This is a genomic window from Pedobacter polaris, from assembly GCF_005116505.1.
In the GTDB taxonomy this organism is placed as follows: domain Bacteria; phylum Bacteroidota; class Bacteroidia; order Sphingobacteriales; family Sphingobacteriaceae; genus Pedobacter; species Pedobacter polaris.
This window is the reverse complement of the sequence record NZ_SWBR01000002.1, coordinates 175,187-201,315: the sequence shown is the minus strand read 5'-3', so window position 1 is coordinate 201,315 and position 26,129 is coordinate 175,187. Positions and strand designations below refer to the sequence as shown.

Annotated in this window: 24 protein-coding genes; 8 read left to right on the top strand and 16 right to left on the bottom strand. The window is 33.6% G+C overall.

Translation table 11 applies throughout. From position 1 onward, the window contains the following. Positions 1 to 311 precede the first annotated feature (311 nt). From FA048_RS07165 to FA048_RS07155, 3 genes are all read left to right on the top strand, one after another. The gene (locus FA048_RS07165) at positions 312 to 3,182 is read left to right on the top strand and encodes a S9 family peptidase (protein ID WP_136839559.1); all 2,871 of its coding nucleotides are present in this window, start codon (positions 312 to 314) and stop codon (positions 3,180 to 3,182) included. Positions 3,183 to 3,233: 51 nt separating this feature from the next. Then, positions 3,234 to 4,406, top strand: coding sequence for a M14 family zinc carboxypeptidase (locus FA048_RS07160; RefSeq protein ID WP_136839558.1), 1,173 nt, complete (start codon positions 3,234 to 3,236; stop codon positions 4,404 to 4,406). 95 nt (positions 4,407 to 4,501) lie between these two features. Further along, positions 4,502 to 5,782: a nucleoside recognition domain-containing protein gene (locus FA048_RS07155; RefSeq protein ID WP_136839557.1), complete on the top strand. Its 1,281-nt coding sequence runs from the start codon at positions 4,502 to 4,504 to the stop codon at positions 5,780 to 5,782. Between the two features lie 402 nt (positions 5,783 to 6,184). Here FA048_RS07155 and FA048_RS07150 read toward each other — a convergent pair whose 3' ends face one another. From FA048_RS07150 to FA048_RS07135, 4 genes are all read right to left on the bottom strand, one after another. Next, positions 6,185 to 7,612, bottom strand: coding sequence for a SusD/RagB family nutrient-binding outer membrane lipoprotein (locus FA048_RS07150; RefSeq protein ID WP_205943449.1), 1,428 nt, complete (start codon positions 7,610 to 7,612; stop codon positions 6,185 to 6,187). Between the two features lie 11 nt (positions 7,613 to 7,623). Beyond that, on the bottom strand, positions 7,624 to 10,881 hold the full coding sequence (locus tag FA048_RS07145) for a SusC/RagA family TonB-linked outer membrane protein (RefSeq protein WP_136839556.1): 3,258 nt from the start codon (positions 10,879 to 10,881) through the stop codon (positions 7,624 to 7,626). 106 nt (positions 10,882 to 10,987) lie between these two features. Continuing rightward, on the bottom strand, positions 10,988 to 11,242 hold the full coding sequence (locus tag FA048_RS07140) for a hypothetical protein (RefSeq protein WP_136839555.1): 255 nt from the start codon (positions 11,240 to 11,242) through the stop codon (positions 10,988 to 10,990). Between the two features lie 167 nt (positions 11,243 to 11,409). Further along, entirely contained in the window at positions 11,410 to 11,853 is a 444-nt protein-coding gene (locus FA048_RS07135) for a PaaI family thioesterase (protein ID WP_205943448.1), read from the bottom strand. Between the two features lie 43 nt (positions 11,854 to 11,896). Between FA048_RS07135 and FA048_RS07130 the strand changes: the two genes are divergently transcribed. Beyond that, positions 11,897 to 12,298 (top strand): OsmC family protein, encoded by a 402-nt coding sequence (locus FA048_RS07130; protein WP_136839554.1) that lies wholly within the window; start codon positions 11,897 to 11,899, stop codon positions 12,296 to 12,298. A gap of 3 nt (positions 12,299 to 12,301) precedes the next feature. On the opposite strand, the gene FA048_RS07125 is transcribed toward FA048_RS07130, so the two are convergent. The 6 genes from FA048_RS07125 to FA048_RS07105 form a co-directional block, all read right to left on the bottom strand. Further along, positions 12,302 to 13,882, bottom strand: coding sequence for a M1 family metallopeptidase (locus FA048_RS07125; protein WP_136839553.1), 1,581 nt, complete (start codon positions 13,880 to 13,882; stop codon positions 12,302 to 12,304). Positions 13,883 to 13,974: 92 nt separating this feature from the next. Then, on the bottom strand, positions 13,975 to 15,009 hold the full coding sequence (locus tag FA048_RS07120) for an aldo/keto reductase (protein ID WP_136839552.1): 1,035 nt from the start codon (positions 15,007 to 15,009) through the stop codon (positions 13,975 to 13,977). 42 nt (positions 15,010 to 15,051) lie between these two features. Beyond that, positions 15,052 to 16,083, bottom strand: coding sequence for an LLM class flavin-dependent oxidoreductase (locus FA048_RS07115; RefSeq protein ID WP_136839551.1), 1,032 nt, complete (start codon positions 16,081 to 16,083; stop codon positions 15,052 to 15,054). Positions 16,084 to 16,138: 55 nt separating this feature from the next. Next, positions 16,139 to 16,444 carry an ArsR/SmtB family transcription factor gene (locus tag FA048_RS07110; protein WP_136839550.1) on the bottom strand — a complete coding sequence of 102 codons (306 nt, stop codon included), beginning with the start codon at positions 16,442 to 16,444 and terminating at the stop codon, positions 16,139 to 16,141. A gap of 68 nt (positions 16,445 to 16,512) precedes the next feature. After that, the gene (locus tag FA048_RS19695; RefSeq protein WP_169306830.1) at positions 16,513 to 16,686 is read right to left on the bottom strand and encodes a hypothetical protein; all 174 of its coding nucleotides are present in this window, start codon (positions 16,684 to 16,686) and stop codon (positions 16,513 to 16,515) included. Between the two features lie 163 nt (positions 16,687 to 16,849). Further along, positions 16,850 to 17,239, bottom strand: coding sequence for a response regulator (locus tag FA048_RS07105; protein ID WP_169306829.1), 390 nt, complete (start codon positions 17,237 to 17,239; stop codon positions 16,850 to 16,852). A gap of 386 nt (positions 17,240 to 17,625) precedes the next feature. Here FA048_RS07105 and FA048_RS07100 point away from each other — a divergent pair, with 386 nt between their 5' ends. Continuing rightward, positions 17,626 to 17,994, top strand: coding sequence for a hypothetical protein (locus FA048_RS07100; protein ID WP_136839548.1), 369 nt, complete (start codon positions 17,626 to 17,628; stop codon positions 17,992 to 17,994). Between the two features lie 22 nt (positions 17,995 to 18,016). Here FA048_RS07100 and FA048_RS07095 read toward each other — a convergent pair whose 3' ends face one another. Continuing rightward, a complete protein-coding gene (locus FA048_RS07095; protein ID WP_136839547.1) occupies positions 18,017 to 19,069 on the bottom strand; it encodes a glycoside hydrolase family 130 protein in 1,053 nt (350 codons plus the stop codon). 88 nt (positions 19,070 to 19,157) lie between these two features. Further along, positions 19,158 to 20,870, bottom strand: a complete 1,713-nt coding sequence (locus FA048_RS07090) for an FAD/NAD(P)-binding protein (RefSeq protein WP_136839546.1) — start codon at positions 20,868 to 20,870, stop codon at positions 19,158 to 19,160. 144 nt (positions 20,871 to 21,014) lie between these two features. Between FA048_RS07090 and FA048_RS07085 the strand changes: the two genes are divergently transcribed. After that, positions 21,015 to 21,416 (top strand): response regulator, encoded by a 402-nt coding sequence (locus tag FA048_RS07085; RefSeq protein ID WP_225872504.1) that lies wholly within the window; start codon positions 21,015 to 21,017, stop codon positions 21,414 to 21,416. A 17-nt stretch (positions 21,417 to 21,433) separates the two neighbouring features. On the opposite strand, the gene xth is transcribed toward FA048_RS07085, so the two are convergent. Continuing rightward, positions 21,434 to 22,204, bottom strand: a complete 771-nt coding sequence (gene xth, locus FA048_RS07080) for an exodeoxyribonuclease III (RefSeq protein WP_136839545.1) — start codon at positions 22,202 to 22,204, stop codon at positions 21,434 to 21,436. A gap of 480 nt (positions 22,205 to 22,684) precedes the next feature. On the opposite strand from xth, the gene FA048_RS07075 reads away from it, so the two are divergent. Then, positions 22,685 to 23,008, top strand: a complete 324-nt coding sequence (locus FA048_RS07075; RefSeq protein ID WP_136839544.1) for a hypothetical protein — start codon at positions 22,685 to 22,687, stop codon at positions 23,006 to 23,008. 51 nt (positions 23,009 to 23,059) lie between these two features. Here the strand turns inward: FA048_RS07075 and FA048_RS07070 are convergent, their stop codons facing one another. Continuing rightward, positions 23,060 to 23,515, bottom strand: coding sequence for a ferritin-like domain-containing protein (locus tag FA048_RS07070; protein ID WP_136839543.1), 456 nt, complete (start codon positions 23,513 to 23,515; stop codon positions 23,060 to 23,062). Positions 23,516 to 23,662: 147 nt separating this feature from the next. Between FA048_RS07070 and FA048_RS07065 the strand changes: the two genes are divergently transcribed. Further along, positions 23,663 to 23,944, top strand: a complete 282-nt coding sequence (locus FA048_RS07065) for a hypothetical protein (protein WP_136839542.1) — start codon at positions 23,663 to 23,665, stop codon at positions 23,942 to 23,944. A gap of 444 nt (positions 23,945 to 24,388) precedes the next feature. On the opposite strand, the gene FA048_RS07060 is transcribed toward FA048_RS07065, so the two are convergent. Beyond that, positions 24,389 to 25,246 (bottom strand): ferritin-like domain-containing protein, encoded by an 858-nt coding sequence (locus FA048_RS07060; RefSeq protein ID WP_136839541.1) that lies wholly within the window; start codon positions 25,244 to 25,246, stop codon positions 24,389 to 24,391. A gap of 17 nt (positions 25,247 to 25,263) precedes the next feature. Further along, positions 25,264 to 25,983, bottom strand: a complete 720-nt coding sequence (locus FA048_RS07055) for a ferritin-like domain-containing protein (protein WP_136839540.1) — start codon at positions 25,981 to 25,983, stop codon at positions 25,264 to 25,266. Positions 25,984 to 26,129: the final 146 nt, after the last annotated feature.

Here is a 26,129-nt window from a genome sequence, read left to right as displayed (position 1 = left end):
AGCCACAGATGCGCAGAATTAAATCTGAACATCTGCGGCTTTTTTTATTTACTCCAATTCCGAATCAGTCATACCCAACTTGATTAGGTATCATAATGCGATAAAAAAGAAATTTGGAGTACAGTAATTTTAACTTATAGATTCCTCCAAAGTCGAAATGACAAACTATTTTTTTAATGAGTTATTAATTTCTTTACAAGAGCAAACATTCTACTTTTATGTAAAATTTGGCATACACATGATGAAATTATGCTTAAAATTTGCAACTTTTAGCATTCGATAAGACTAACCATTAAAATTATTTATAAACCATGCAAAAAAAACTAACCATCCTTTTTTTATTGTTTGCTAGTATAGCTTATGGGCAAAAAAAGCCATTAGATCATTCTGTTTACGATACTTGGGAATCTGTTGGTATTAAACAATTTTCAAACGATGGATTATGGGCTGCCTATAGCATAACCCAACAAGAAGGCGATCCAAACTTATACTTTCAACAAACCTCAACAGCTCAAAAAATTAAAGTATCCAGAGGTACAGCCGCTCAACAAGGTTTTGCTAGTTCATCATTATTTAGTGCTGATAGTAAATTTGCAGCTTTTGCCATTAAACCTTTATATAAGGATACAAGATTGGCAAAAATCAAAAAGAAAAAACCAGATGAAATGACAAAAGATACTTTAGGCATAGTTAACCTAACTACAACAGCTATTTCTAAAATCCCCAGAGTAAAGTCTTTTAAATTTCCAGAAAATGGAGCCTCTATTTTAGCCTATAATTTAGAAAAGCCTGTAGATACAAGTAAAAAAACTAAAACTACACAAACACAAGAAAACAAAAATGATGCAGATTACTTTGCAGATGATGAACCTGCAGGTGCTAGTACAGCAAAGGAAGGTACTGATTTGATTGTTAAAAATTTAACAACTGGTATTGAGCGCACTTATAAATTTGTAACAGACTATGCTTTTAGCAAAGATGGCAAACAACTAGTTTTTACCTGCTCTGGCTCTAAAAAAGAGAAAACAGCCCCAATGGGTGTCTTTTTATTAAATAATGAAACAGGAGTTTTAAAAACACTAGTGAAAGCAAAAGGAAACTTTAAAAGCTTTGTATTTGATGATGATAGTGAGCGTTTGGCATTTTTAGGGGAAACAAGTCCTGAAAAAACAGAAATCAAAGACTTTAATCTTTATTATAACTCACCAACTTTAGATACTGCACAAATTTTAGTAGATAATGACATGACTGGTATGCCACAAAGGTTTGCAGTTAGCGGTGATGGTAAAGTAACCTTTAGTAAAGATGGAAATAAATTATTCTTCGGCATTGCCCCTATTAAAAAGGCAAAAGATACAACTCTGGTAGATTTTGAAAATGCCAAACTAGACATTTGGGGTTATAAAGATGATTATTTACAATCAATGCAATTAAAAAATGCAGACCGAGAATCTAAAAGAAGTTACCTAACTGCAATTGATATTTACAGCGTAGATCCAAGAATTGTTCCTTTAACTGATGCAAAATTACCTGATGCAACACTTGTAAATGAAGGTAATGCTGCTTTCGTATTGGCATCAACAGATTATGGAAATCGCATTGCATCTCAATGGACTGGCGGCACTGTTCGAGATTATTATTTGGTGGATATTAAAACTGGCGCTCGTAAAAAGATAATTGAGAGTTTAGATGGCAATGCATCTGCATCTCCAGATGGCAATTATATCATTTATTACAATGAGAAAGACATGTCTTGGAATACATACCAGGTTGCTACAGGTAAAAAGACAATTTTAAATGCAGGTATGAATATTAAATTCTATAACGAAGAAAATGATGTTCCTGCACTACCAAACAGTTATGGCATAGCAGGTTGGTCTGAAGAAGATAAAGCTGTTTATTTATATGACCGTTATGATATTTGGCAATTTTCGCCAGATGGTAAGTCTGCACCAAAAAACTTCACTAATGGATTTGGAAGAACGAATAACCTTACTTTTAGGGTTGAACGTGTAAATCCGGATGATAGATTTTTTACAAAAAAAGATGTGTTATGGTTAGATGCTTTTAACAACACTACAAAAGAACGTGGTTTTTATCGCAAAGGAATTAATGATAGTAAAGCGCCGGAATTGGTAATTATGGCTCCGATGACTTATTCTAATTTGGTAAAAGCTAAAAATGCTGATGCTTATATTTTTGATAAAGGAAATTACACTAATTCACCTGATGTATATGTTTCTAGAGATGGATTAAAAACTGCCACCAAATTAAGCAGCACAAACCCACAACAATCTCAATACAACTGGGGAACTGCAGAATTAGTAAAATGGACAACACCAAAAGGTTATAAATCTGAAGGTATTTTATACAAGCCAGAAAATTTCGATCCCAATAAAAAATACCCTATGATTGTTTATTTCTATGAAAAACTATCTGACGGATTGTATGCTTATAATGCTCCTGCCCCTACTCCTTCTCGTTTAAATATTCCATTTTTTGTAAGTAATGGTTATTTAGTTTTTGCACCAGATATCAGTTACGAAATTGGTCATCCGGGTAAATCTGCAGAAGAGTTCATCAATTCTGGTGTAGAAAGTTTAAAGAAAAACGCATGGGTAGATGGTTCTAAAATTGGTATTCAAGGTCAAAGTTGGGGAGGTTATCAAGTTGCACATTTAATAACTGTAACCAATATGTATGCAGCCGCTTGGGCAGGTGCTCCAGTTGTAAACATGACTTCTGCTTATGGTGGTATTCGTTGGGAAAGTGGCATGAATAGACAATTTCAATATGAAAAAACACAGAGTAGAATTGGTGCAACTTTATGGGAGAAGCCAGAATTATATATCGAAAATTCTCCATTATTTAATTTCCCAAAGGTGAATACTCCTGTAGTGGTAATGAGTAACGACGCTGATGGAGCTGTGCCTTGGTATCAAGGTATTGAAATGTTTACTGGTTTAAAACGTTTAGGCAAGCCAGTTTGGTTGTTAAACTATAACAACGAAGCACACAACTTGGTGCAACGTCAAAACAGAAAAGATATTCAAATTCGTGAACAACAGTTTTTTGATTATTATTTAAAAGGTGTAAAAGCACCAGTTTGGATGGTTGGTGGTATTCCTGCAACAGAAAAAGGAAAAACTTGGGGATTTGAGTTGACAGACGAAAAACCTTAATCAGTTCTCAGTTTATAATTAACAGTTGACAGTTTTATTTGACAATCACAAATGAACATTAAATCTGTAATAAATAATTACGCAATATTTAAAGAAAAGCGGTTAAAAGACCGCTTTTTTAAACATAAAGATATTGTTGAATTATTAACAAAGCTTCCATCTGCTTTTGAAATTAAGGAGTTAGGAAAGTCTGTAAATGGAAAAAGCATCAACCTTGTTAGTTGGGGAAAAGGCAAAACAAAAATTATGCTATGGAGCCAAATGCATGGTGATGAAGCCACAGGAACTATGGCTTTATTTGATTTGTTTAACTTTTTGCAGAGCGATAATGAGTTAATAAAACTGCTAACTGAGAATTGCCAACTGCATATCATCCCTATGGTTAATCCTGATGGGGCTGAGGTTTTTACAAGGAGAAATATCCAGCAAATTGATATCAATAGGGATTTTCTAAAAGAAACTAGTCCAGAAGCTAAAATATTAAAGCAATGCAGAGCAGATATTAATCCTGATTTTGGATTTAACTTGCACGATCAATTAACTACTTGGAGCGTTACTAAAACATTAAAACCTGCAACATTGTCTTTTCTTGCACCTGCAATTGATGAAGAATTAAATATTGATGAAACTAGACAACACGCGATGTTAGTGATTGCAGATATGTTTAAGGATTTAGACAAATATTTACCAGGACAGATTGGTTTATTTGACGATGAATTCGAGCCAAGGGCTTTTGGAGATAATTTTCAAAAAGCTGGCACATCAACTATATTAATTGAGGCTGGTGGTTACCAAAATGATTTCGAAAAGCAAGAAATTAGGAAATACTACTTCGCTTCTATCCTATCTGGAATAATTTCAATTGCCAGTAAAAGTTTTGAAACACAAGACACTAAAAATTACTTTGCTATTCCTAAAAACAATAAACAGATTTTTCATTATCTAATTCATAATGTGAATTTAAATGGAATTGAAGTGAGTATAGGCATTAATTATGAAGAATGTGCAACAGCTGATGGATTTAGTACAGCTAAAACGTATGCTATTCAAGATATAGGTGATTTAAGCTTTTGTGATGCCTATCATACTTTATCTGCAACTAATTACCTGCTTAAGGGAGAAATTATTCTATTTAAAAATGCTAATTTTCAATTATTTGAAGGAGACAACATAATTTTGTCTTTTGAAAATGGAACCATCATGAGCTTACCGCTAAGAAACTAAAACTCATGATAGCTTCATTACCATTAAAAAACATTATATACAAATGAAAAATTGCTTTAAAAAAATACTACATTCAACATCAAAATTAAAAACGAATGGCATTAAGTAGAATTTGGTCTGGTTTTATTATTGTAGCAATTGTTGTTGCTGGTATAAAATGTTTTTTCTTCGGTCAAACCGAAATTTTTAGCTGGATGGTTGTTGGCAAAGCCGATGACCCTACCAACTTAACAAAGGTAAATGGAATAATTGAAACTTGCTGGACATCAGTAGAGTTGTGCTTAAAGCTTATCGGAATTCTTGCTTTGTTCATGGGCTTCATGAGTATTGCAGAGAGAGCTGGTGGTATTCGCTTATTGTCTAGAATTGTTGGTCCATTTTTCTCTAAACTTTTTCCAGAAATACCAAAAGGTCATCCATCAATGGGACATATGATTATGAATTTTTCTGCTAATTTATTAGGACTAGACAATGCTGCAACACCTTTCGGCTTAAAAGCAATGGAAAGTTTACAAGAACTAAACCCCAATAAAGATACCGCAAGTAACTCACAGTTAATGTTTTTGTGTTTACACGCTGCCGGTTTAAGTCTTATTCCTGTAAGTGTAATCGCCATACGTGCGTCTCAAAATGCATCAGACCCTACAGATATTTTTATACCATGTTTAATTGTAACATTCGTTGGTACAATGGCAGCTATGCTAATTGTATCTTTTAAACAAAAGATCAATTTATTTCAACCTGTTATTATTGGTTGGATTTTAAGTATTTCCATCCTTATTGCATTATTGGTTTTATATGTAACCTCTTTAAATGCAGACGGCATTAAATCCTTCTCTGGGATATTAAGTAATGGACTTATTTTACTTGTTTTTTTACTAATTGTTTTAGGTGGTATTTATAAAAAGATTGATGTTTTTGATGCTTTTATTGATGGTGCTAAAAATGGATTTGAAACAGCGGTTAAAATTATCCCCTACCTAGTTGGAATGTTGGTAGCCATAAGCATGTTGCGTACTAGTGGAACTTTTGATGTTGTTATTTTAGGCATCAAGAAAATATTTATGTTTTTTGGTTCAGATACTCGTTTTGTTGAAGCCTTACCTACTGCCTTAATTAGGCCTTTAAGTGGTGGTGCGGCAAGGGGGATGATGGTTGATACAATGACAGCTTACGGCGCCGATTCATTTGCAAGTAAATTATCTGGAATTTTTCAGGGTGCATCGGATACCACTTTTTATGTAATAGCAGTTTATTTTGGTTCTATTTCTGTAAAAAATACTCGTTATGCGGTTGGTGCAATGTTATTGGCAGATTTGGTGGGCGTTTGTACCGCAATAGGCTTGGCTTATTTGTTTTTTGGAAGTAGTTTATAAATTTTTATCTCTAAATTATCAGTAAAGCAAAAGCAATAATACTATTAATGTAAGTCCTGCCAATGCTACAATTCTCGATGAAGGATCGAGAGATTTTCGCGTATGTCAGGTTTAGAATACGCAGGTCTTTTGAATTATTAACAGCTAATTGCACATCCGATAATCATAGCCCTGATTGGAGCGATATCCTTTTTTGATGTCATCATGAGCGTAGTCGAAGGACAATCAAAAAAGATTTAGCGCAAAGCAGGAACAAACTTAAAAAATTGCATTGCCATTGCGCTTCCAATAAAAAAAGTCCCGCTCTTTGTAGAATGGGACTTTTTTATTGATATTATCCTTCGATACTTCGACGGCTCAGTATGACATTATTCAATTTGCCAATTGAAAGCTGTTAATTAACTATGGTTTATCCCACCAAACTCTTGCATTTAAACCATCGGTACCACCATACGGAAATGCAGCTACTGCAGCATTATAACTTATCCTGTTAATTTGAGGTTCGTTTACAGGATACCCTTCTCTTCTCGGAATTAGATCACCATTAGCTCCTGGAGCAGCTGTTAAAACTGGAAATCCAGTTCTTCTCCATTCTGCCCAGCCTTCGTAACCATGCAAAAATAAATGTACCCATCTTTCTGTAGCTATTTGCTTAATTGCATTAGTAGGAGAATAAACTACACTAGGATTTGCCAAATAAGTAGTTGCACCTGTAGTTGTGCCAGTCCATTGTCTGATAGACTCTGTAATTGCGTTATTATAGTGCGTAGCGGCAGTAGCATCTCCGCCGGTAATCCAAGTTAATTTTGCCGCTTCTGCTAAAGCAAATAATGCTTGTGAATATGTCACCAAATAAACAGGAGAATCTTGTTTACGCAAATTCGCACCTAACAATGAGAAGTTAGCTGGCGGAGAGTCGGTTGATAATCCATAAGCTAAGCCTACATAATCATTAGTAGCACTTGTTTTATCAGCAAAAATAGGCAACCTTGGATCTGCCAAAGGTTTCATATAATCTACTAAAGGCTTACTTACTGCATACCATTGTCTTCCTAAACTTGTAAAAGAATTGTACCAAAAATTTTGATGTGCTGCCTGAGCTAAATGTGGAAAAGCAAAATTATCAGTATTAGCAGTCATAATACCTCTTGCCAATGCTTTATTAAATTCAGCTTTGCCTGTAACTGGATCAACTTTCGAAAGACGTAACGCCATTAGCATATGAATGGTATTGCCAAGTTTCCTCCATCTGTCTATATTACCAGCATACATAATATCATTCTTAATGTTGCCAGCCGCAGTAGTTACCGTAATATGGGCACTGGCTTCATCCAAGAGTTTAAATAGGCCATTGTAAACGTCTTTTTGCTTATCATATTTAGGCACATAATTAGCACCTGCTTGAAGTGCCTCTGAAAATGGAATATCTCCCCATCTATCTGTCATATGCCAAAATATATACGCCTTTAAAATTTTTGCTACCGCTTTTTGATTATCTATTAAACCTTCTGTTGGTTCCAAAGTAGAGTTTAACGCGACTTCTAGATTAGTTAAAGCTAAGTACCATGATGAGAAACTGAAATTTGTTTCTATATATCGAGCATTATTCGGGAACGTGGTAAGCGATAAGTATTGCGGATAATGGACACCATATGCATTTGAACTTATTCCAGGTAAATACAACATAGTATTTGCAATAAGCCTAGTACCAGAAGCCTGGCTTGCACTATTTGGATCTTTATTTAAGTTTTCGTCAAACTTTGTACATCCTGGAACTACTAATCCTAATATCAATATCAAGCTTAGTCCTTTTATAATTATTTTTTTCATCGTATTACAAATTAAAACTTAACACTTAAATTAAATCCAAATGATCTAACCGTTTGTAATTCACCCTTTTCTATCCAGCTAACAGATCCGCTCCCAGATGATAATTCTGAAGGATCTACACCTTTAGGGGCTTTTTGCCATATCATTAATGGATTACGAGCAATAGCAGCAATTCTAACAGAAGAGAAAGGGGTTTTGGCTAGCAGCTTATTAGATAATGTATAACCTAACGTAACTTCTCTAAGTTTGATGTATGAAGCATCATAAATCCACTCATCGTAAATATAAGTACCCAATCTGTTCCTGTAGTATTCCCTAGCATCAACATAACCAGTAAATTCTTGCCCACCCACGTTAGTAGGTACACTATTAATAGTTTTTATTGTTCCGGGAGCATATATCCCACTTACTTTTACACCTCCCCCATTAGCTAATGGTTCTCTTATGTTAAATCCTTTATCATTCATAGCGGCAGTTATTTCTGCTGTACCTGCTTTTGCAGCCAACATATTTGTCCAACTCATAAAATTTCCACCTTTTTGGAAGTCAATCATCACACCAAGATCAAGGTTTTTATATTTAAAAGTGTTTCTAAAGCCGCCTGTAAAATCAGGAATAGCAGATCCAAAATCAACGCCTAATTGACGAACTGGTTGATCTGCTGCATCCAATAATATTTTGCCAGTAGACGGATCTTTTGCGTAGCCTGGGCCAACGATAGATCCAAATTCTTTACCTTCCTCTGCATATAAGAATACGGTCTGGTTTGAGTACACATTACTACCTAAAGTTAATAGCTTAACATCAGGATGTAATTCCTCTACCATATTGTTGTTTTTATTAAAGTTTAATACAGTATTCCAAGTAAAATTATTTGATTTTATAGGGATTGCATTCAAAGATAGTTCAATCCCTTTGTTTCTAATTTTACCAGCATTAACAACAGTTGCACCATAACCACTTGCAGGAGAAACCGTCAAGTTAATGATTTGATTTTCATTAAGTTGATTATAATAAGTAAAATCAAGACCAACCCTATTATTTAAAAACTTCAACTCAGTTCCTACTTCAAAAGAATTAGCAAAAGAAGGTTCTATATTCGGATTTCTTAAAACACTTGGTAATGTCTGAGTATTAATAACTGGTGTACCCGTATACACTGTACCTGCTACATATACAGGGGAAATTTCGTATGCAGATAGATCTGAACCAGCTACAGCGTATGACATCCTAAATTTACCAAAACTCAGTGGCTTCCATTTTAGCAACTCGCTAAATACAACACTACCCGAAACTGATGGATAAACATATGAATTATTGTTACTAGGCAAAGCTGAAGAAACATCATTTCTGATAGTCGCATCTATAAAATAAATATCCTTATACCCTAAAGACGCCATGCCATAAACACTCCTAACTTGCTTTTTTCTTAAATAACCGTTTGCAACTGGTCTATCAACGGAAGCTGCGATATTAAACCATCCTGGGCTAACTAAACCACCAGCCGTAGATTGAGAGAGATAAGAATACTCTTGAGTTAACAAGTTCGCTCCTGCATTAACATTTAAGGAAATGTCTCCAAAACTTTTGTTATACTGCGCTAAAAACTCATAATTATTTTCTGTATTTTGATATTTCCCTTCTGAATATCCATCTGCAGTTCCTCCGATAAACCTCCCTCCTAAAGCTCTATAGTTTCTTAAACGTTGCACATACATATCCGACCTTACAAATCCAGATAATTTTAGTTCTGGCAATACTTGATACGATAAATTGATATCTCCAAAAAACCTATCTCTATCATCTAGATTTAAATTTTCATAGGCATCAAAATATGGATTATTCCAGTCTGAAGGATTATTAGTTAAAATAATACCTGCAGTTGCTGCTGCAGTGCTAGGATTAACATTCCAGTTCTTAATCGTTCCATCAGGATATTTGTAATCTTTTAATTCTTTAATATCTATATTTCTTTGAAACCACTGAGATGCCCCCGTGAAAGAACCTTGATAACCTTGTACTGGTCTTATGCCATCATTGTTTGCGTAGTTCAAGTTTGCTCCAGCTGTTAGTTTTTCTGTGATTTTTATAGAAGAAGATAAACCTAAATTGTTCCTTTTTAAATTTGTATTTGGATAGGTTCCTTTGATATAGGTATTATTATAGCTTAGCCTTAAATTTATCTTTTCATTACCGCCAGCTATTGTTATACCATTGTTTGTGTTAAAACCAGTTTCATAAAAGTCTTTAATGTTATTAGGCTGTGGTGAAAAGGGTGTTAATTGTCCAAATCTAGAATCTTGTGGATAAAATGAAAAATACATCCTTATAGGTGTACCATCCATTTTAGGCCCCCAACTCTCGTCGTTTCCAGTAACATACTTTTGACCAGAAAGCGGTGTTGTAGCACCAAAAGTTAAAAAAGTTTGATTGTTACCAACTCCATATATATTTTGCATAGGCGTAAAATTCCCAACCTTTTCCATCATATTAGAAGTATTAAACTCTACTGTCATCTTTCCCTCTTTACCTTTTTTTGTGGTATATAAAATTGCACCGTATTGGCCTCTAGAGCCATACAAGGCTGCAGCAGCTGGTCCTTTTAGAACACTGATAGTTTCAATGTCTTCTGGGTTTAAATCTTGTGCTAAGTTTCCAAGGTCTACTCCGTTTGCGTCCGAATTACTAAAGTTCCCATTATTAAACGGTGTACCATCAATTACTATTAAAGGGCTACCGCCACCTGTAACAGAATTTACTCCTCTCAATTTAATTTTTTGCGTTCCACCTAAGTTCGCACCAGAAGATCCAGTAACTTGTGCGCCAGCTATTTTACCCGCTAGGGCACCGATAACATTGTTATCTTTAGTCATAGTTAAATCTCCTCCCTTTACTACTTGTACGGAATAACCTACTGATTTCTCACTACGTTTTATACCAAGTGCAGTTACAATAACACCTTCTAAAGTTTCTGCACTAGAAGCTAGGGTAATATTAATTTCTGACTTGCTACCAATTGCAACCTCTTGCGTAGCAAAACCGAGATATTTAAAAACCAAGGTAGTACCATCTGATGGCACATTAATAGCGTATGACCCATCTGTTTGAGTTGTTGCACCAGATGTTGTGCCCTTTACAAGTACACTTACACCAGGAATGCCTTTACCATCTGTAGCATCAACAACCTTACCTCTTATTGTTTTTTGGGCAAAAGTTACTGTGGCAAACAGCAAGAATCCGAATAGAATTAGGATAAATTTTCTGTTCATAATCTGTGAATTAAGTTTAAGTTTAATGAAAATTACAAAAAATCATTAACTTAAACTTAACACAACAGTGTATTAAGAATGAATTTAAATATAAATTGTATTAGAATTAAGAAACCAGATACTGCGTCTCTTCTTTAACGTCTATTTTACCAATAATTTGATCTAAAACACTAGGATCTAAATTTGTAAACTTAGATGAATACCATTTTGCAGTTTTTTCGTCTAACCAAATGCAAAACGAATGACAATCTTCTAAAATAACCGCATAAGTTACATGAAAATCGTCTTGAATTCTCATACAAAAACCTTTAAAGGTTTTACCTTTAACATCAAACTGGAGATTTAAATAATTGTTCAACATGGTATTTTGGTTTAGGGTGATGTAGTAACAAACTTACAAACCAATTGTTTAGCTAAAATTAAGTTTTTATTAAGAAATCTTTTTAAAGAGTAGTTGATGGTAAATAGTTGATAGTCTTTAATTTATCACCAAGCAATTAACTACAAACTATTGACATAAATCAACGCTTATCCAACATTCAACATATTAGAATATCCCTTAGCAATTAGTCTATTTTTAGATGGCAAGAAAACTTCACATTGTAAATTTATAATTGTTCTTCCCTGCTTTACAATTGAGGTTTTTGCAGTAATTATATCATCTTCATTTGCCGTCGCAAAATAATCTATATTATTATTTATGGTTGTATATCTGGTATTTAAGCCTAATATAAATACTGTAGCACCAATTAGATCATCAATAATTCCAGCAGTAATTCCCCCATGTAAAATACCATAAGGATTTGTCATTTCTTTCCTAACCAAATAGCTACAGTGTAATGTTCCACGTTCAGCATTAATTAATGTTGGTTTTAGCCAATTCATAAAATGAGAAGGTGAATTTGTAATTTCTTTTCCAGTAAATGATTGAAAATTAATTAATCGTTGCTGAGTTTCATTTTGTTCTTCCATTTTACATTATGTTTATGGTAAATTTAGCCATTAAATTATTATTATGAGTTCTTCAATTATTACTGCAATAACAGAATTAGATCAATCTAAATACAAAACTAAAGTTTATGCTGGTGGTCATTTAATTTATGCAGACGAACCAACAGAATTAGGCGGAACAGATGAAGGAATGTCGCCAGGTGCGTTACTTCTAGCTAGTTTGGGTAGTTGTACGGCCATTACCATTAGAATGTATGCTGATAGAAAAGAAATCCCATTGGAAGCAATTAAAATAGACTTAGCCATTTGCAAAGAAGAAGAAATGAGCAAAGAAACCACTATTACAAGAAAAATAGAGTTTCTTGGCCCAATAACTCAAGAGCAACGTGAAAGATTAGTGGTAATTGCAGATAAGTGCCCAATTCACAAATTATTATCTAACCCGATTAAAATTCTAACAAGCTAATATTTATTTAAATGACCCTTCTTTATTTAATAATTCAAAAAAGCTATCTAAATTAGTTCCTAATGATTTTTCAAAAGAGGTTTTCATGTCTTGTGGTGACGGATGTTTGTTTTTCCACTCGTTAAAATAAGCTTTAAAAGCATTATCTACTTTATCTCTTCCAACACTAGCTTCTAATAAATACATCCATAAAGCAGTTTTAACATAAGATGTAATTCCATAATCATCAGATGTTGCAAATTTCTCTGCAGAAGTTGCAATTGCTGGTTTCATTGGGATACCCATAATTGCATTGTAAATAGCTGCTTGAAACTGATCTACAGGTAAAGCTTTGACATTTGCAGGCAAAGCATCACCAAAAATAGAATTTGTTTTATACTTCTCTGCCTCATACCTAAATTGATAGTAAGTATTCAGTCCTTCATCTTGCCAAGTATTTGCCCTTTCATTGTTGCCCAGAATACTCATGAACCAATTGTGTCCAACCTCATGAGTAATTACGGCATCTAACGACTCTGGTTTTGCATCAGGACTTGTAATTAAAGTAATTGTTGGATACTCCATACCCCCACTTGCATTGTTTTTTGGACCTTCTACAACTTGTACCACAGGATATTCGTATTCGCCAATCCAGTTACTATATTTTTTAACTGCATCTTTAACATAATCAACACTTTGTAACCAAAGGCTCTTTTTTTTATTGTAGTAATAGGTAAAAACATCAACACTTTTACCAGATGCCAGTTTTAAGGTATCATAAGAGATGACATACTTTTTATCTGCAAACCAAGCAAAATCGGGCACATTTTTCATTACATAGCTTAATGTTTTATTAGCAGTTTTATCTTTCGCAACATATAAGGCAGGCTTATCAGTTTTTTGTGCATAGTTTATAGCCCCAGTAATTTTATACTGCTCCAATTCATCTGCATTTTGCAAAATACCAGTTGCACCTACTACATACTCAGCTGGTAGCGTAATGTTTACCTTATAATCTGCATATTCACTATAAAATTCTCCCATATCTAAATATGGAAATTCGTGCCATCCATCTTTATCAAATACTGCTGGTTTTGGGTACCATTGTGTAACCATAAATTCGCCATCGGCAAATCCAGACCTAGAGAAATAAGTAGGTAATGTAACTTTAAAGTCTGTTGTGATGGTTACCGAATCACCAGGTTTTAATGGCGATTGAAGTTTAACTTTAATTACATCGATATATTGAGGATTAGGATGTGATTCTGTTATAGCGACCTGACCATTTACTTTGAAATTTAATCCTTCAATGCTCCCCAAACTGTATTTTTCTAATTTCTTTTTACGAGATGGGTCATTTTTAATTTGTTGAAACATAGCCGTTGATTCATTCTTATACGCATTTGGATAAATATGAAACCAAATAAAATCTAAATTTGAAGGTGAATTATTTTTATAAACTAATTTCTCAAACCCTATTAAAGATTTGTCTGTATCATTTAAAGAAACATCAATTGTATAATTAAGATTTTGTTGCCAATAGTTATTTTGTGCGTTAGCTGTTAAACAAAAAAAGGTTAGAAATAGCAGAAGTAGTTTGTTCATATTTAGTTTTTTTGGAAGATACTAATTTTGTGGTAAAACAAAAATGGCGCATTGATTTCTTTCAATGCGTCATTTTTAAAACTAGTTATAGATTAATAAAATTTTGGTTGAGGAACTAATTTTGGATTTTGTTGCTGATGCCAATAAGGATATGCAGGATAAACATAACTAGCTTCATCTAGCCTCTTAACTTGAGCTGGGGTTAAATTCCATCCAACTGCTTGTAAATTTTGTTTCAATTGCTCTTCGTTTCTTGCACCAATAATGATGTTTGCTACGGTTGGTCTTTGCAACAACCAATTCAATGCAACTTGTGGAACAGTCTTTTCTGTTTCTTCGGCAACAATCTTTAAGGCATCAACAATGGTAAATAAACGCTCATGATCTATTTCTGGTCCATGAGATCCACCTTGCTGAATTCTATTGTCTGTTGGAATTGGCTTTCCTCTTTCGTATCTACCACCTAACTTTCCAGATGACAAAGGGCTCCAAACCATTGTACCTATATTTTGGTCAATTGCCAAAGGCATTAATTCCCATTCAAATTCTCTATCAAATAAGGAATATAAAACTTGATGTCCGATATATTTAGACCATCCATACCTTTCTGAAGCTGATAAGGATTTCATTAAATGCCAGCCAGAAAAATTAGAACAGGCAATATACCTTACTTTCCCACTCTGAATTAAATTATCTAATGTTTTAAGGGTTTCTTCTACAGGGGTATTGGCATCAAAGCCATGCATATGGTATATGTCAATGTAATCTGTATTTAAACGCTTCAAGCTATCTTCTACTTGTTTAACCAAGTGTAAGCGACCCGAGCCAAACTCATTTGCTCCATCTCCCATTGAGAAAGTAGCTTTTGTAGAAATTAGTATCTTATCGCGTTCTAAGCCTTCAATAGCTTTCCCTAAAATCTCTTCGGCAACACCACGAGAGTAAATATTTGCTGTGTCGAAAAGATTAACTCCAGCCTCCATGCAGAGTTCAATTAATTGTTTAGCTTCTGCTACTTGGGTTGTGCCCCAAGCTTTAAAAAACTCATTTGTACCACCAAATGTTGCGGTACCGAAACTAAGTACTGGTACATTTAAACCAGAAGCCCCTAATTGCCTGTATTCCATATAATTATATTAAAATTGTTATATTGATAGATTGTTAAACCGTTAACTGTTAGCTGCCAATTGTAAATTTCCTTTAATGATATTGGCTAATAACTCATAAGAATGAAGCCTCGCTTGATGATCATAAATATGAGATGTTGCCATTACTTCATCAACTTGGGTTTGCGCTAAAAAAGATTGCAAATCTGTTTTAACCTTTACTGGTCCGCCGATAAAAGAAACAGCTAGCATTTGATAAACTGCTTCTTCTTGCATATCGTCCCAAATTCCATCCATACTTTCAACAGGTTCTTGTAAAAGCTTCCGTTTACCAGTAACTATACCCATAAAAAGTTGTTTTAATGAAGTAGCTAAACGCTCTGCTTGCTGATCTGTATCAGCAACTACAACATTTACACAAGCCATTACATAAGGTTGTTGCAATTGTGCAGATGGTTTGAAATTATCTCTGTAGATTTTTATGGCTGCTAAAAATTGCTGTGGTGCAAAGTGACTGGCAAAAGCATAAGGCAAGCCATAAGCGGCTGCTAAATGTGCACTATCGGTGCTTGAACCTAAAATCCAAATTGGTACATCTGTTCCCTCTCCAGGAATTGCTCTTACCTTACTATTTTTATTTTCTGCTGATAAAAAAGCTTGCAATTTTCTAACATCTGTAGGAAAATCATGCGGAGCACTAAAGCGCTCACCTCTAATGGCCATTGCTGTTAATTGATCTGTACCTGGTGCTCTACCCAAACCTAAATCTATCCGATTTGGGTAAAGGGTTGCTAAAGTTCCAAATTGTTCTGCAATAATTAATGGAGAATGGTTGGGTAGCATAATCCCTCCAGAACCCACCCTAATTTTGGTGGTTTTTTCTGCAATATGCCCTATTAGTAAAGAGGTTGCTGAGCTTGCCACACTGATCATATTATGATGTTCTGCAAACCAATAACGTTCATAACCCCATTCTTCTGCATGTCTGGCAACATCTACGCTCCTTTTAAAAGTATCTGCAGGTGTTTTACCTTCTATAACGGTAGCTAAATCTAATATCGAGTAAGTAAGTGATGATAATTGTTTTGTACTCATGTTTCTTATAATTTGTCTCGCTAAGCCTTTAGAAAAACTCTACGTTGACATTATTTTAAATTTCGGATGCGATAAGATTACTTAAAGCTTCAAAAGCAGCTTCATTTCTTTTGTAATAGGTCCATTGCCCCATTCTAGTTGCGGTAACTAAACCAGCACGTTGTAAAAGCGATAAATATTCTGAAATTGTAGACTGCGTTAACCCAGCTTTTTGCTGAATATGACCAACACAAACACCAAGGTTATTGTGGTCACATGATATTTTATGATCTGGAAAATGCTTTTCTGGTTCTTTAAGCCAAGTTAAAATCTGTAACCTTGTCTTATTAGAAAGTGCCTTGAATATCTCTATCTGATCCATGGCGCAAATATATATCGGTAATTCCCGATATTCCAATTAAATAAAATTAGATGACAGGAAGATGAGAATTAATCTTCTACTCCTTCTCCTTGATTTTCATTTTTTTGAAATTTATTTGGTTGAGCATTTTCACTCAATTGCTCATCAATATCATCTGCAATATTACCCTCTATTTCTTCATTGCTTGGCCTAGAAACCGGATTAATATTTACTGAAGGAACATTCTGTTTTTTGCTTTCCATAAGTTATGCTTTGATAATAGTAAAAGCACTTCAACAGCAGAAAGGTTTTAAGGAATTAAAATATAATTGGAATTAAACGGATTGTTTAACCCGAGATTGGCGTAACTTATTGTAGAATTATGCGAGAGTTCTAATTTAGATTTAAAAAGTTTTTATTGAGCTCTTAAATTATAGTTAGCAAATCATCCTTTTGAAGTGGCTTATTAATTAATTCGATCACATTAATATTGGCTTTAATTTTTTCAAGATTTAATAAAACATCAGAGGCGGTAAGCACTACAATTTTACAAGCATTTTTTAGCTCATCACTGTAACTAGAAAAACGTTCAAGGAAATCAAACCCATTTAAATCAGGCATATCAAGGTCAAGAATAATAAGTTCTGGTAAAGCATCTAACTGTGTGCGATGCTTTTCTAAATACTTTAAAGCTTCTTCTGCAGACTCCATTACCATTATATCCTCAATTGCATAATTATGCTTTAATACATATTTGGTAATCATATGGTCTATAGGATTATCATCTACAATCATTATTCTATTTTTGTTTACCATATTAAATATTATTAAGCATCTTATCATTTGATTACCAAAATAGTATGATAAGTTTTTTTTATAAGCGTTAGTTAGACATTTTACTTTATCAAAATCAAAGCCAGTTAATCTTGTTTTATTACATTGGCTTTGTTAAGGCTCAAAACATCATGATAATGAATTGTAAAGAAAATTTGAAAATTCCACAAAATATTAGACTGACGATTTTATTCCCCAATTTGGGAAAGATTACATGCTATTAGGAATAAATTTCTACATTTATCAATGCTGTTTAACTAAATATATGCATATATAAAACATTAAAAATTGCTTAATTTTTTATAATTAATCTGCAAACTTTTATTTAAAAATTAAGTTAAGTGATTATACCATCTAAGCCTATTATTATGGAAATGATATTTATTTTAGCTATTCCTGTGGCGTGTATCGCCTGGACTGTAACCAAAGAAGAAGTTTTTAGAGAAATTAGAGAATTTTGTGTGGGCAAATCTCAGAATTGCAAGTCACTATATAAAAGAAAATTTTTTTATCTTTTTACCTGCGAGTATTGTTTTAGTCATTACGTAACTGTACTAATTTTATTAATGACTAACTATACTTTGGTTTATCCTGGTTGGAGAGGTTATATATTAGCAGGTTTTTCTATTGTATGGATTGCAAATGTATACATGAGTTTGTATAATCTGATTAGAATTGACCTTAAAAAACTGAAAATAATTACTAAAAAGGAAGAACAAAACTTACCTCCAGATTAGTTTAGTCTTCCTAACTGTGCCCTTAAATAGGTTCTATCAATTTCAATATCTCTTTGATAGAAAAATGGGCACCACAAACAAATTCATCAGCGGCACCATAATAAATTGTTAGTTTATCTCCATTTATAATGTGGCCATTTGTAAAAACTACATAACCAAAAAAGCCACTTAATTCATAATTTTCGGTAGGCACCATAATTGGTTCTACAGTTCTTCCAATTACTAAAGATGGATCATTTAAATCCATTAAAAACGCACCTAAACAATATTGGTGTTCAATATTTGCTCCATGATAAACAGCCAACCATCCTTTTTTTGTTTTTATTGGTGCGGCACCTGCCCCAACCCTAGCGTTATCCCAAATGCCTGCCCTTGTTTTAATGATACATTTGTGATTTCCCCAATGTAGACCATCCTTTGATTCGGCAAGCCAAATAAAATTACCACCAATTTCTTTACTACTGGGTCTGTGTAAGGCATAAAATTTACCATTAATCTTTTCCTCAAATATGGCACAGTCCTTATTATGAGGAGGAAAAATCATTCCTTTTTCATCAAATTTCTTCCAATCTTTTGTTACTCTTAAGCCTACGCCTACTCCACTACCTGATACTGCGGTATAGGCTAAATAATAAGTTTTATCAATTTGTGTAACCCTACAGTCTTCTATACCAAAATGTTCTAATTCTCCCTTTCCAAAAAGAGGTGGATAATCTTCACTTTCTTTAAAATGAATACCATCTTCACTACTTAATAATCGTAAATGTGAAACTGTAGTTAAATAATCTAATCCTTTGTAATTAATTACTCTAGCATCACTTGCAATTAAATCTGGATCATTTAATGGAACTTCTATAATTTCTAATTTCCCAGTATCATTTAATACTGGGAAAAAAATTACCCCATCTTTCTGAGCAATACTTTCTGCCACGCGAACTAATATCCAAATTTTGTTTTTAAACGTAAAAACTCCAGGATTTAACAAACTAATTATCTGTAACTCATTTATACTAGGTTTCAGATCTTTAGGCATTAACAAAGGGTTTTGTGGAAATCTTTGGGCAATATCTTTCATGAGAACTTAACACTTTTGCTCAGCTTATAGTTTTAAGACAATCAAGAAGTTAAAGTATTTTAACTGATTACTTATTTTCTTAAAGTAATTAAATCATCTTAGCAATTATCCTTTTAGAGGCTTCTTCACAAAAATCTATTCCAGAGTAATCTGGATTAAAGCCACCAATATAAGGTACTGCCATGATAAAGATATGGGGATTTACTTTACCTTCGCGGTTTACAATCTGAAAATCATCATTAATTGTAATACCCGGAACTCTCAAATAAAATTCTCCATCATTGTCTTGTTCTACATTTTCATTTTGATTTGAAATCTCCTGCTCTGCTAGCTTCTTATCTTTAAATTTTAACCTAGCCGGAGTAATTTCATGGTTAGAGATTAAACTTTTAAAAGGAAATTTGTCATAATTTAAATGTGGCTGACCCACACAATCTATAAATGTTTTAAAAGGAATAGCTATTTCCTCATTATCTTCATTTGTATAATGATAAATAATTCCAATTTCATCTGCTATTTCAATTTCACTATCATTTCCTACTGATACAATCTCTAATACACCAGCTTCATTTAAGGCAATCAATTCTTCACATGAACTTTGAGGCACAAAAGCAATCACAATAGAGATTAAAGGCATCAATTTTTTCTGCAACCTCATCATATCTTCTGCTGAGAAATACTTTGCAGGATAATTCATTGAAAAACTGAGTATGGCGAGCATCTCTTTCCAATACACAGATTCTTTATATTTAATAGATTTTTGTGCTTGTGCATATTCTGCCTTTAAGAGTTGGAAAGGTTCGAGCTTCTCCCTTAGCCCCATCATAGCATCTACAAATCCCTCCACATCTAAATCTTTAATCTGCTTATAAAAAGATGGATCTTTCTCTTTAAAAATTTCTTTAAAATCTTTTTCGAAAACAAAATCTAAAGAGATAAATCCATTATTTTCTGCCCTATGTTTAGCGAAATCTTCGATGGTTAGGAGCGAATCGTTTTTAAGATGTGAATCTTCTAAATGAAATCTAACAGCGGGTAACATTCCGTTTCTAGAATGCATTACCATTTTAAATTCAGTGCTATCTCTATTTAACTTATAAAACAACTTACCACTATTATCTTTTTGGAATGTTCCGTTTTTACGAGATAAGGTTCTAATGGCGTCTATAGCCGTTAATGAAGAACCTTTAATGGCAACAGGATGGTTAAGTTTAAGTGCAATTTTTGCTGGCGGATAAGGTGAATCAAAATAGCCACTTACCTTATCTTCATGCAAATGTGGCCAATTGTGACCAGTGGCAATAATTACTTCATCAAATTTAAAAACTGATTGGTTTTCTATTTTAACCCAAACTTTATTTAGCGCTTTCTTATAAATTAAATCTTCTACTTTACAGTTTAATCTAATGTCTGTTTTAATCCCCTTCTCTTCAGCTTTCGTTGTCAACAATTCAAATTGAGCTTGTAGATAGGCACCAAAAAAAAGTCGTGGTAAAACCTTGTATTCGTTAAAATTTTCGGGATTGATTTTATATTTATCAAGTAATGCTTTAGGTGCTGTTTTTGACCATTCTTCTATGGAATTTACAAAATCTGGCACTTCATTATCAGAAACATTTGTAATATGTTCATCACTTGCGCCTTCTTTGCTGTAAGGCATCCCAACACCAAGTTGGTTTTTACGTTCAAAAATTGTTACTTCAAAATTATGGAGATTAGCTTCAACCAATCGCTTGTAGATAAATAATCCACTCGGACCGCCTCCTAGAATAGCAATATGCTTTTTGGCCTTCTTTTTCATTAATGATGCGTTAATTTATTTAAGATTTAGATGAATGAACAATAATTTAATCAATATGTTTAGCTAAGTAATAAATTAACAATCCATACAACCTATAGTTTTAAAATCATATTTTTTGCCATTTCTTTAAACAATTTAATTTTAATGAAGTTAACTATAACAACGTTGACTATAAATATTAAAGCAATGAAAAAGAGCATTTTCATTTTAGATGATACCGAAGATATCAGAGAAGTTATTACTCATATTCTTACAGATGAAAATTATGAGGTACAGGGATTTGCTACTGTAGAAGAATTTAAAAAGGGAATTTTATTTGCCCAACCAGATCTTATTATACTTGACGTGATGTTACCAGATGGTAATGGTATAGATGTTTGCGACGAACTAAAAGATAATAGACGCACGCAACATATTCCTGTATTAATGATGTCTGCAAATGATTACTACAGTAATGCTAAGCAAAGATGTGAAACTGAAGATTTTATAAATAAACCCTTTGATGTTAACGATTTCATTGCAAGAGTAAATGATCATTTACTCTAAATGCTACTTAGTTTGGATTAAGCTATCTCAATCCAAACTGGGCAATGATCACTTGTTTTTTCCCAACCTCTTACATGTTTATCAACTGCAGCACTTTTAAGTTTGGTTTTTAAATCTGGACTTAATAGAAAATGATCAATTCGTAAACCAGCATCTCGTGCATATGCATTACGAAAATAATCATAAAAAGTATAAATCTTTTGGTCTGGATACAATGTTCTAATGGCATCGGTCCATCCTTGAGCTATTAAATTTTTAAAAGCCAAACGAGTTTCTGGTCTAAATAAGGCATCATCTACCCAACGCTCAGGTTTGTAAACGTCCAATTCTGTTGGCATTACATTATAATCACCTACCAATACCACTGGTAAATTGTAAGTTAATAGATTGGCTGCATGCGTAGTTAATCTTTCAAACCACCGCAATTTATAATCGAATTTTGGTCCAGGTGCTGGATTTCCATTTGGCAAATAAAGACAACCAATAACAATACCATCAATTATAGCCTCAATGTACCTGCTATGCAGATCATCCTCTTCTCCATCAAGTCCTCTCCTTAATTCTTTAATTTCTTTATTTCTAGCTAAAATAGCAACTCCATTCCAGCTTTTCTGTCCGTGCCAAATTGCATTGTAACCAGCATCGTTAATAGCCTGTAAAGGAAACTTTTCATCAGGTGCTTTAAGTTCCTGCAAACAGACCACATCTGGTTTTGCCTCATCAAGCCATTTTAACAATACAGGTAATCTGCCATTTACCCCATTTACGTTGTAAGTTGCTATTTTCATTTTAAATTAATCGTCATGTTGCGGCTTAGCAAAATCACCCAAAAATCCTTTTCCATCATTGTCATTTGCAGATTCGTCTTCACTGTCTTCTTTTTCTTCAGGCGGAAGATTTCCTGCAGCATTACCAGCAATATCATTTTGAAGATCATCTGTTTCTTCCTCGTTTTCTACTTTATTCCTTTCATTGTTAAGATTGGGATTATTTTGATTTTCATTCCAGCCTATTGGCTCATTTTCTATTGGTAATATAGGTTTAGATTTTAAATTTATAACTAAATAATTAACATCAGTAATGAAAGATTGTTTTTGAATGTTCTTAGACAGATTGATGAGGAGCTATGCCTTAAACAAATATTAATAGCGTATCTTTGCAAATAGAAAATCAAACCCTACCTTCCTTAAATTTTCTAATGTTACAGCATAGCTTTATCTATCATTAGCTATTCAACATTATTTAGAGGTAATTTTAAAAATACAGTTATGAATGCAAAAGAAATTCAATACCAAATTGGACTGTTCCTTTTTCAATTAAATAACACTTCAGATGAGAGTGGATTTAAAAGTGATGAAAAATGGGATTTAAAACTGACCAATGAAATTGATATGAAAAAAATAGTAAAGGATTACAAACCTGCTATTGCAACACAAATTCCAAAGGGAATAATTGTTGAAGTTTATCAATCTATTAGAACAAAAATGAAGCAAGCAGAAGATATGGAAATAGCTTTACTTGATAAAAAAAGCATTGAGCGTTTAGAGCTAAATTACATAGTGGCTTATAATGCCAACAGGCCTATCAGGTAAATGATTTTACTAGAATAAAAAAAGCCAGTGTAAATTCACTGGCTTTTTTTATTAATTCGATAATTCTTGATGCAAGACCTCTACTTCCTTTAAAGCATCTAATATACCAGCCCTTTGTCTAATGAGCAATTCTAAATGATCTGCATGATTTTCGTAATCTTTAATGCATTGGTCATATTTATCTAATGCCGCTTGCTCACCTGTTTCTATAGCACTAAGCACCGAAGTTTCTTCTTTGCTACTTAAGGCTTCTTTAATGCCAATCCAAGTACGGTGTAAAAACCCTAAAATCCCACCTTCTTCATTATCAGATACACCTCCATGTTTTAAAATATGCGCTTTTAATTCTTGTTCGTATACAAATCTCTGAGTAGCATTTTTTAAAAATACACCTTTTAAGGTTGGGTTTTCAATTACATCTGCTGCAGATTGGTATCCCTCTTTGCCATCGTTTACAATGCTAATTAGGCTCTTTAGATCTGCTATTATATCTTGATTATTTTCCATAATGTTATTTTTGTGCTATAACTATATTTTGGCAGAAAAGGTTTTTATTTATTTAAGGTTATAACTGTAAATAGTGCTTGTATATCTAACGCTCTAAAGAATTAGAGAATTGATAAAACAATTGAACCTAAACTTAGTTTAAGTATTATGGAACCATTTAATATCAAAATTAACCACAATCAACAGGAAATTACATTAACCATTTTACCAGAAAAAGATTACTTTAAAATCGTTTATTTTGGAGCAATAGTGGGTGCTATTAAACAATTAGATCATGATTGGGAATTAGTTGCAGAAGATGAAATTGAACCTGGAATTTTACCCCTTTATGATTACAAGCAAAGTTACTCGGATGATCAACCTAAAGTAGTTTTAAATTTACCTGAAATTAATCAGATTGCTGGAGAAATTGAAAATGTAATTTATTAAAGACCGCTTATAGTATCAGCATATCTTATCTACAATTGTTTAATAATTTGAAGCTAAAGAATGAATGCCATAACGAAAGTTTCAATTCTAACCTTTGCAACTTCGGCGATCACCAAAAATATTGGTTTTATGACTGGGTAACGAACTTTGTTAAGAAATGTTTAAGATATTATAAAAACCAACAATTTTTGAGGCTTTTTGTGGATAATCCACAGGCTGTGCAAAAGTTTTCAGGTTACTTAAACTAACAAAATGCTAAATTGTTATCAGTAAACAAAAGAGATAAAAAAGTCCTGTGAACGGGTGATCCGTGAAGGGCAGGCACACCATAATAGTTAAAGCCCTTGATTTAAGCAAGGGCTTTTTTATTTTTCAGCAAATTCTTGGGCATAAAAAAAGGAAGGAAATTATAAAACTCCCTCCCTTAACTTAAACCAATTAAACTTATGATAATTTTTTTATGGGTATAAATTGGTTAGCAATAGCTACTACTTGTGCTCTTGTTAACGGTTCATCGAAACTTTCTGAAGCATGAGTTTGCGTTACTGCAGAACCATTAATGCCAACAATATTAATAGTTGCTTGTGTAGTTAACTGTTCGCCTGCATAAACTGCATCTACAGCTGCTATACCAGTATCATTACCGTTTGCAGTATAGGCTATCCATGGTTTTAAACCACTAGCACCTGTAACATTAGCCGCAACCATTTGTCGCAAATGCGCTGCGTGACGAGCTTCAACACCATGTATTTGTAAAGCCGTAGTTAAAAATGGACTGCGATTTAATACACCAGCTTGTCCTTTATAAGCTCTAACACCTGTATCTTCAAATGCTAACGCAACTTTTAAGAAAGTTTGGTAGTTTGTAAATACATCAGCAAAAGCACCACCTGCTGTAAAATCAAAGTCACTTTGTACTAAAACTGGCCTAGCACTAGCTCCAAGAGCACCCGCTAATAACTTAACATGGGCATCTTCATGGTTACGTATGGTGGTAATTGCAGCTAATGGGGCGCCTGCAGGAATTGGTGGAGCAGGAGTACCTGTTAAAGCACGGTTATAAAAGTGGTATTCTAAATATTCTAATGACAGTGCAAAGTTTAACACATCAACTACTGCTGTTGGTGTGGTTTGTCCATAAGCTTTTTGGAACATTGAACCTAAAGCCAATGGCAATGATGCAACAGCTACTTTTTTACCTACGTTAAAAAAGTCCTTCATTGCTTTACGTCTCGGATTTAATCTTTCATAGATCTCACCGTCAACTTTTTCTATTTCTTCTATTACATTTAAGATATTCATGATTGCTGAGTTTAAGATTAAAGATTAATTACGTTAATTTGAGTTTTAATGTATTTTCCTGCAATACCTAAAACCTTGTCCGGAGTTAAAGCTCCATCAAGTGCTCCAGCTACATTTGCCCCAAGTGGAGTTAAGGAAGGTATATCAGCAAAAGTTCCATTAGAAATAATATCACGGATATAAGCTGCATGACGTGCTTCTACAGAAACGATTTTACCTGCTAATAATAAGTAATCATTGTTTACAATACGAACACCAGCACCATTATATGCTGCAACACCCAAATCTTCGAAAGCCATAGCTGCACCAAGTACGCTTGTGCGGCTAGTAAAATCTATACTCGAAAAATCAACAGCTAAACTACCTATAGCAGCAGCACCTAATGCATTTTTAAAAAATTCTCTGTGCGCAATTTCGTGATATTGGATATCATTAAAGTAATTTCTCTCTGCTGTACTGAAACCAGATGGTGGTGCAGAAGCTACTTGGATATAAAATGCTGCTTCTAATTGCTCTAGGGCATAAGCATAATTTAAAACTCCAAAATCATCTTTAAAATCTAGCGTAGTACCTGTAAGAGGTGGGTTTACGCGATCTTTTCTACAGCCTGCCGCTGTTAAAGCTACAACCGCTGCTCCTGCTCCTGCATATTGCAAGAAAGAACGGCGCTGTAGTTTAGCTTCCAAAATAGTACTTTCATTGAGTACATCTTGTTGTTTTTCGTTTAAATTTTCCATAAAAATGAATTTTATTTAAGTTTCGGTTATAAGGTCTTATATGCTTCACATACGACAGAAAAAATGCTTTGGTTTTTAGGAAGTAGCTAGAAAACGTAATTATTTCACTCCTTTTTAGAATACACTGATTATTAAGCATTTACAAT

Coding starts and splice junctions, on each gene's coding strand:
- FA048_RS07165 (WP_136839559.1), top strand. CDS start 312: ATGCAAAAAAAACTAACCATCCTTTTTTTATTGTTTGCTAGTATAGCT.
- FA048_RS07160 (WP_136839558.1), top strand. CDS start 3,234: ATGAACATTAAATCTGTAATAAATAATTACGCAATATTTAAAGAAAAG.
- FA048_RS07155 (WP_136839557.1), top strand. CDS start 4,502: ATGGCATTAAGTAGAATTTGGTCTGGTTTTATTATTGTAGCAATTGTT.
- FA048_RS07150 (WP_205943449.1), bottom strand. CDS start 7,612: ATGAAAAAAATAATTATAAAAGGACTAAGCTTGATATTGATATTAGGA.
- FA048_RS07145 (WP_136839556.1), bottom strand. CDS start 10,881: ATGAACAGAAAATTTATCCTAATTCTATTCGGATTCTTGCTGTTTGCC.
- FA048_RS07140 (WP_136839555.1), bottom strand. CDS start 11,242: ATGTTGAACAATTATTTAAATCTCCAGTTTGATGTTAAAGGTAAAACC.
- FA048_RS07135 (WP_205943448.1), bottom strand. CDS start 11,853: ATGGAAGAACAAAATGAAACTCAGCAACGATTAATTAATTTTCAATCA.
- FA048_RS07130 (WP_136839554.1), top strand. CDS start 11,897: ATGAGTTCTTCAATTATTACTGCAATAACAGAATTAGATCAATCTAAA.
- FA048_RS07125 (WP_136839553.1), bottom strand. CDS start 13,882: ATGAACAAACTACTTCTGCTATTTCTAACCTTTTTTTGTTTAACAGCT.
- FA048_RS07120 (WP_136839552.1), bottom strand. CDS start 15,009: ATGGAATACAGGCAATTAGGGGCTTCTGGTTTAAATGTACCAGTACTT.
- FA048_RS07115 (WP_136839551.1), bottom strand. CDS start 16,083: ATGAGTACAAAACAATTATCATCACTTACTTACTCGATATTAGATTTA.
- FA048_RS07110 (WP_136839550.1), bottom strand. CDS start 16,444: ATGGATCAGATAGAGATATTCAAGGCACTTTCTAATAAGACAAGGTTA.
- FA048_RS19695 (WP_169306830.1), bottom strand. CDS start 16,686: ATGGAAAGCAAAAAACAGAATGTTCCTTCAGTAAATATTAATCCGGTT.
- FA048_RS07105 (WP_169306829.1), bottom strand. CDS start 17,239: ATGGTAAACAAAAATAGAATAATGATTGTAGATGATAATCCTATAGAC.
- FA048_RS07100 (WP_136839548.1), top strand. CDS start 17,626: ATGGAAATGATATTTATTTTAGCTATTCCTGTGGCGTGTATCGCCTGG.
- FA048_RS07095 (WP_136839547.1), bottom strand. CDS start 19,069: ATGAAAGATATTGCCCAAAGATTTCCACAAAACCCTTTGTTAATGCCT.
- FA048_RS07090 (WP_136839546.1), bottom strand. CDS start 20,870: ATGAAAAAGAAGGCCAAAAAGCATATTGCTATTCTAGGAGGCGGTCCG.
- FA048_RS07085 (WP_225872504.1), top strand. CDS start 21,015: ATGAAGTTAACTATAACAACGTTGACTATAAATATTAAAGCAATGAAA.
- xth (WP_136839545.1), bottom strand. CDS start 22,204: ATGAAAATAGCAACTTACAACGTAAATGGGGTAAATGGCAGATTACCT.
- FA048_RS07075 (WP_136839544.1), top strand. CDS start 22,685: ATGAATGCAAAAGAAATTCAATACCAAATTGGACTGTTCCTTTTTCAA.
- FA048_RS07070 (WP_136839543.1), bottom strand. CDS start 23,515: ATGGAAAATAATCAAGATATAATAGCAGATCTAAAGAGCCTAATTAGC.
- FA048_RS07065 (WP_136839542.1), top strand. CDS start 23,663: ATGGAACCATTTAATATCAAAATTAACCACAATCAACAGGAAATTACA.
- FA048_RS07060 (WP_136839541.1), bottom strand. CDS start 25,246: ATGAATATCTTAAATGTAATAGAAGAAATAGAAAAAGTTGACGGTGAG.
- FA048_RS07055 (WP_136839540.1), bottom strand. CDS start 25,983: ATGGAAAATTTAAACGAAAAACAACAAGATGTACTCAATGAAAGTACT.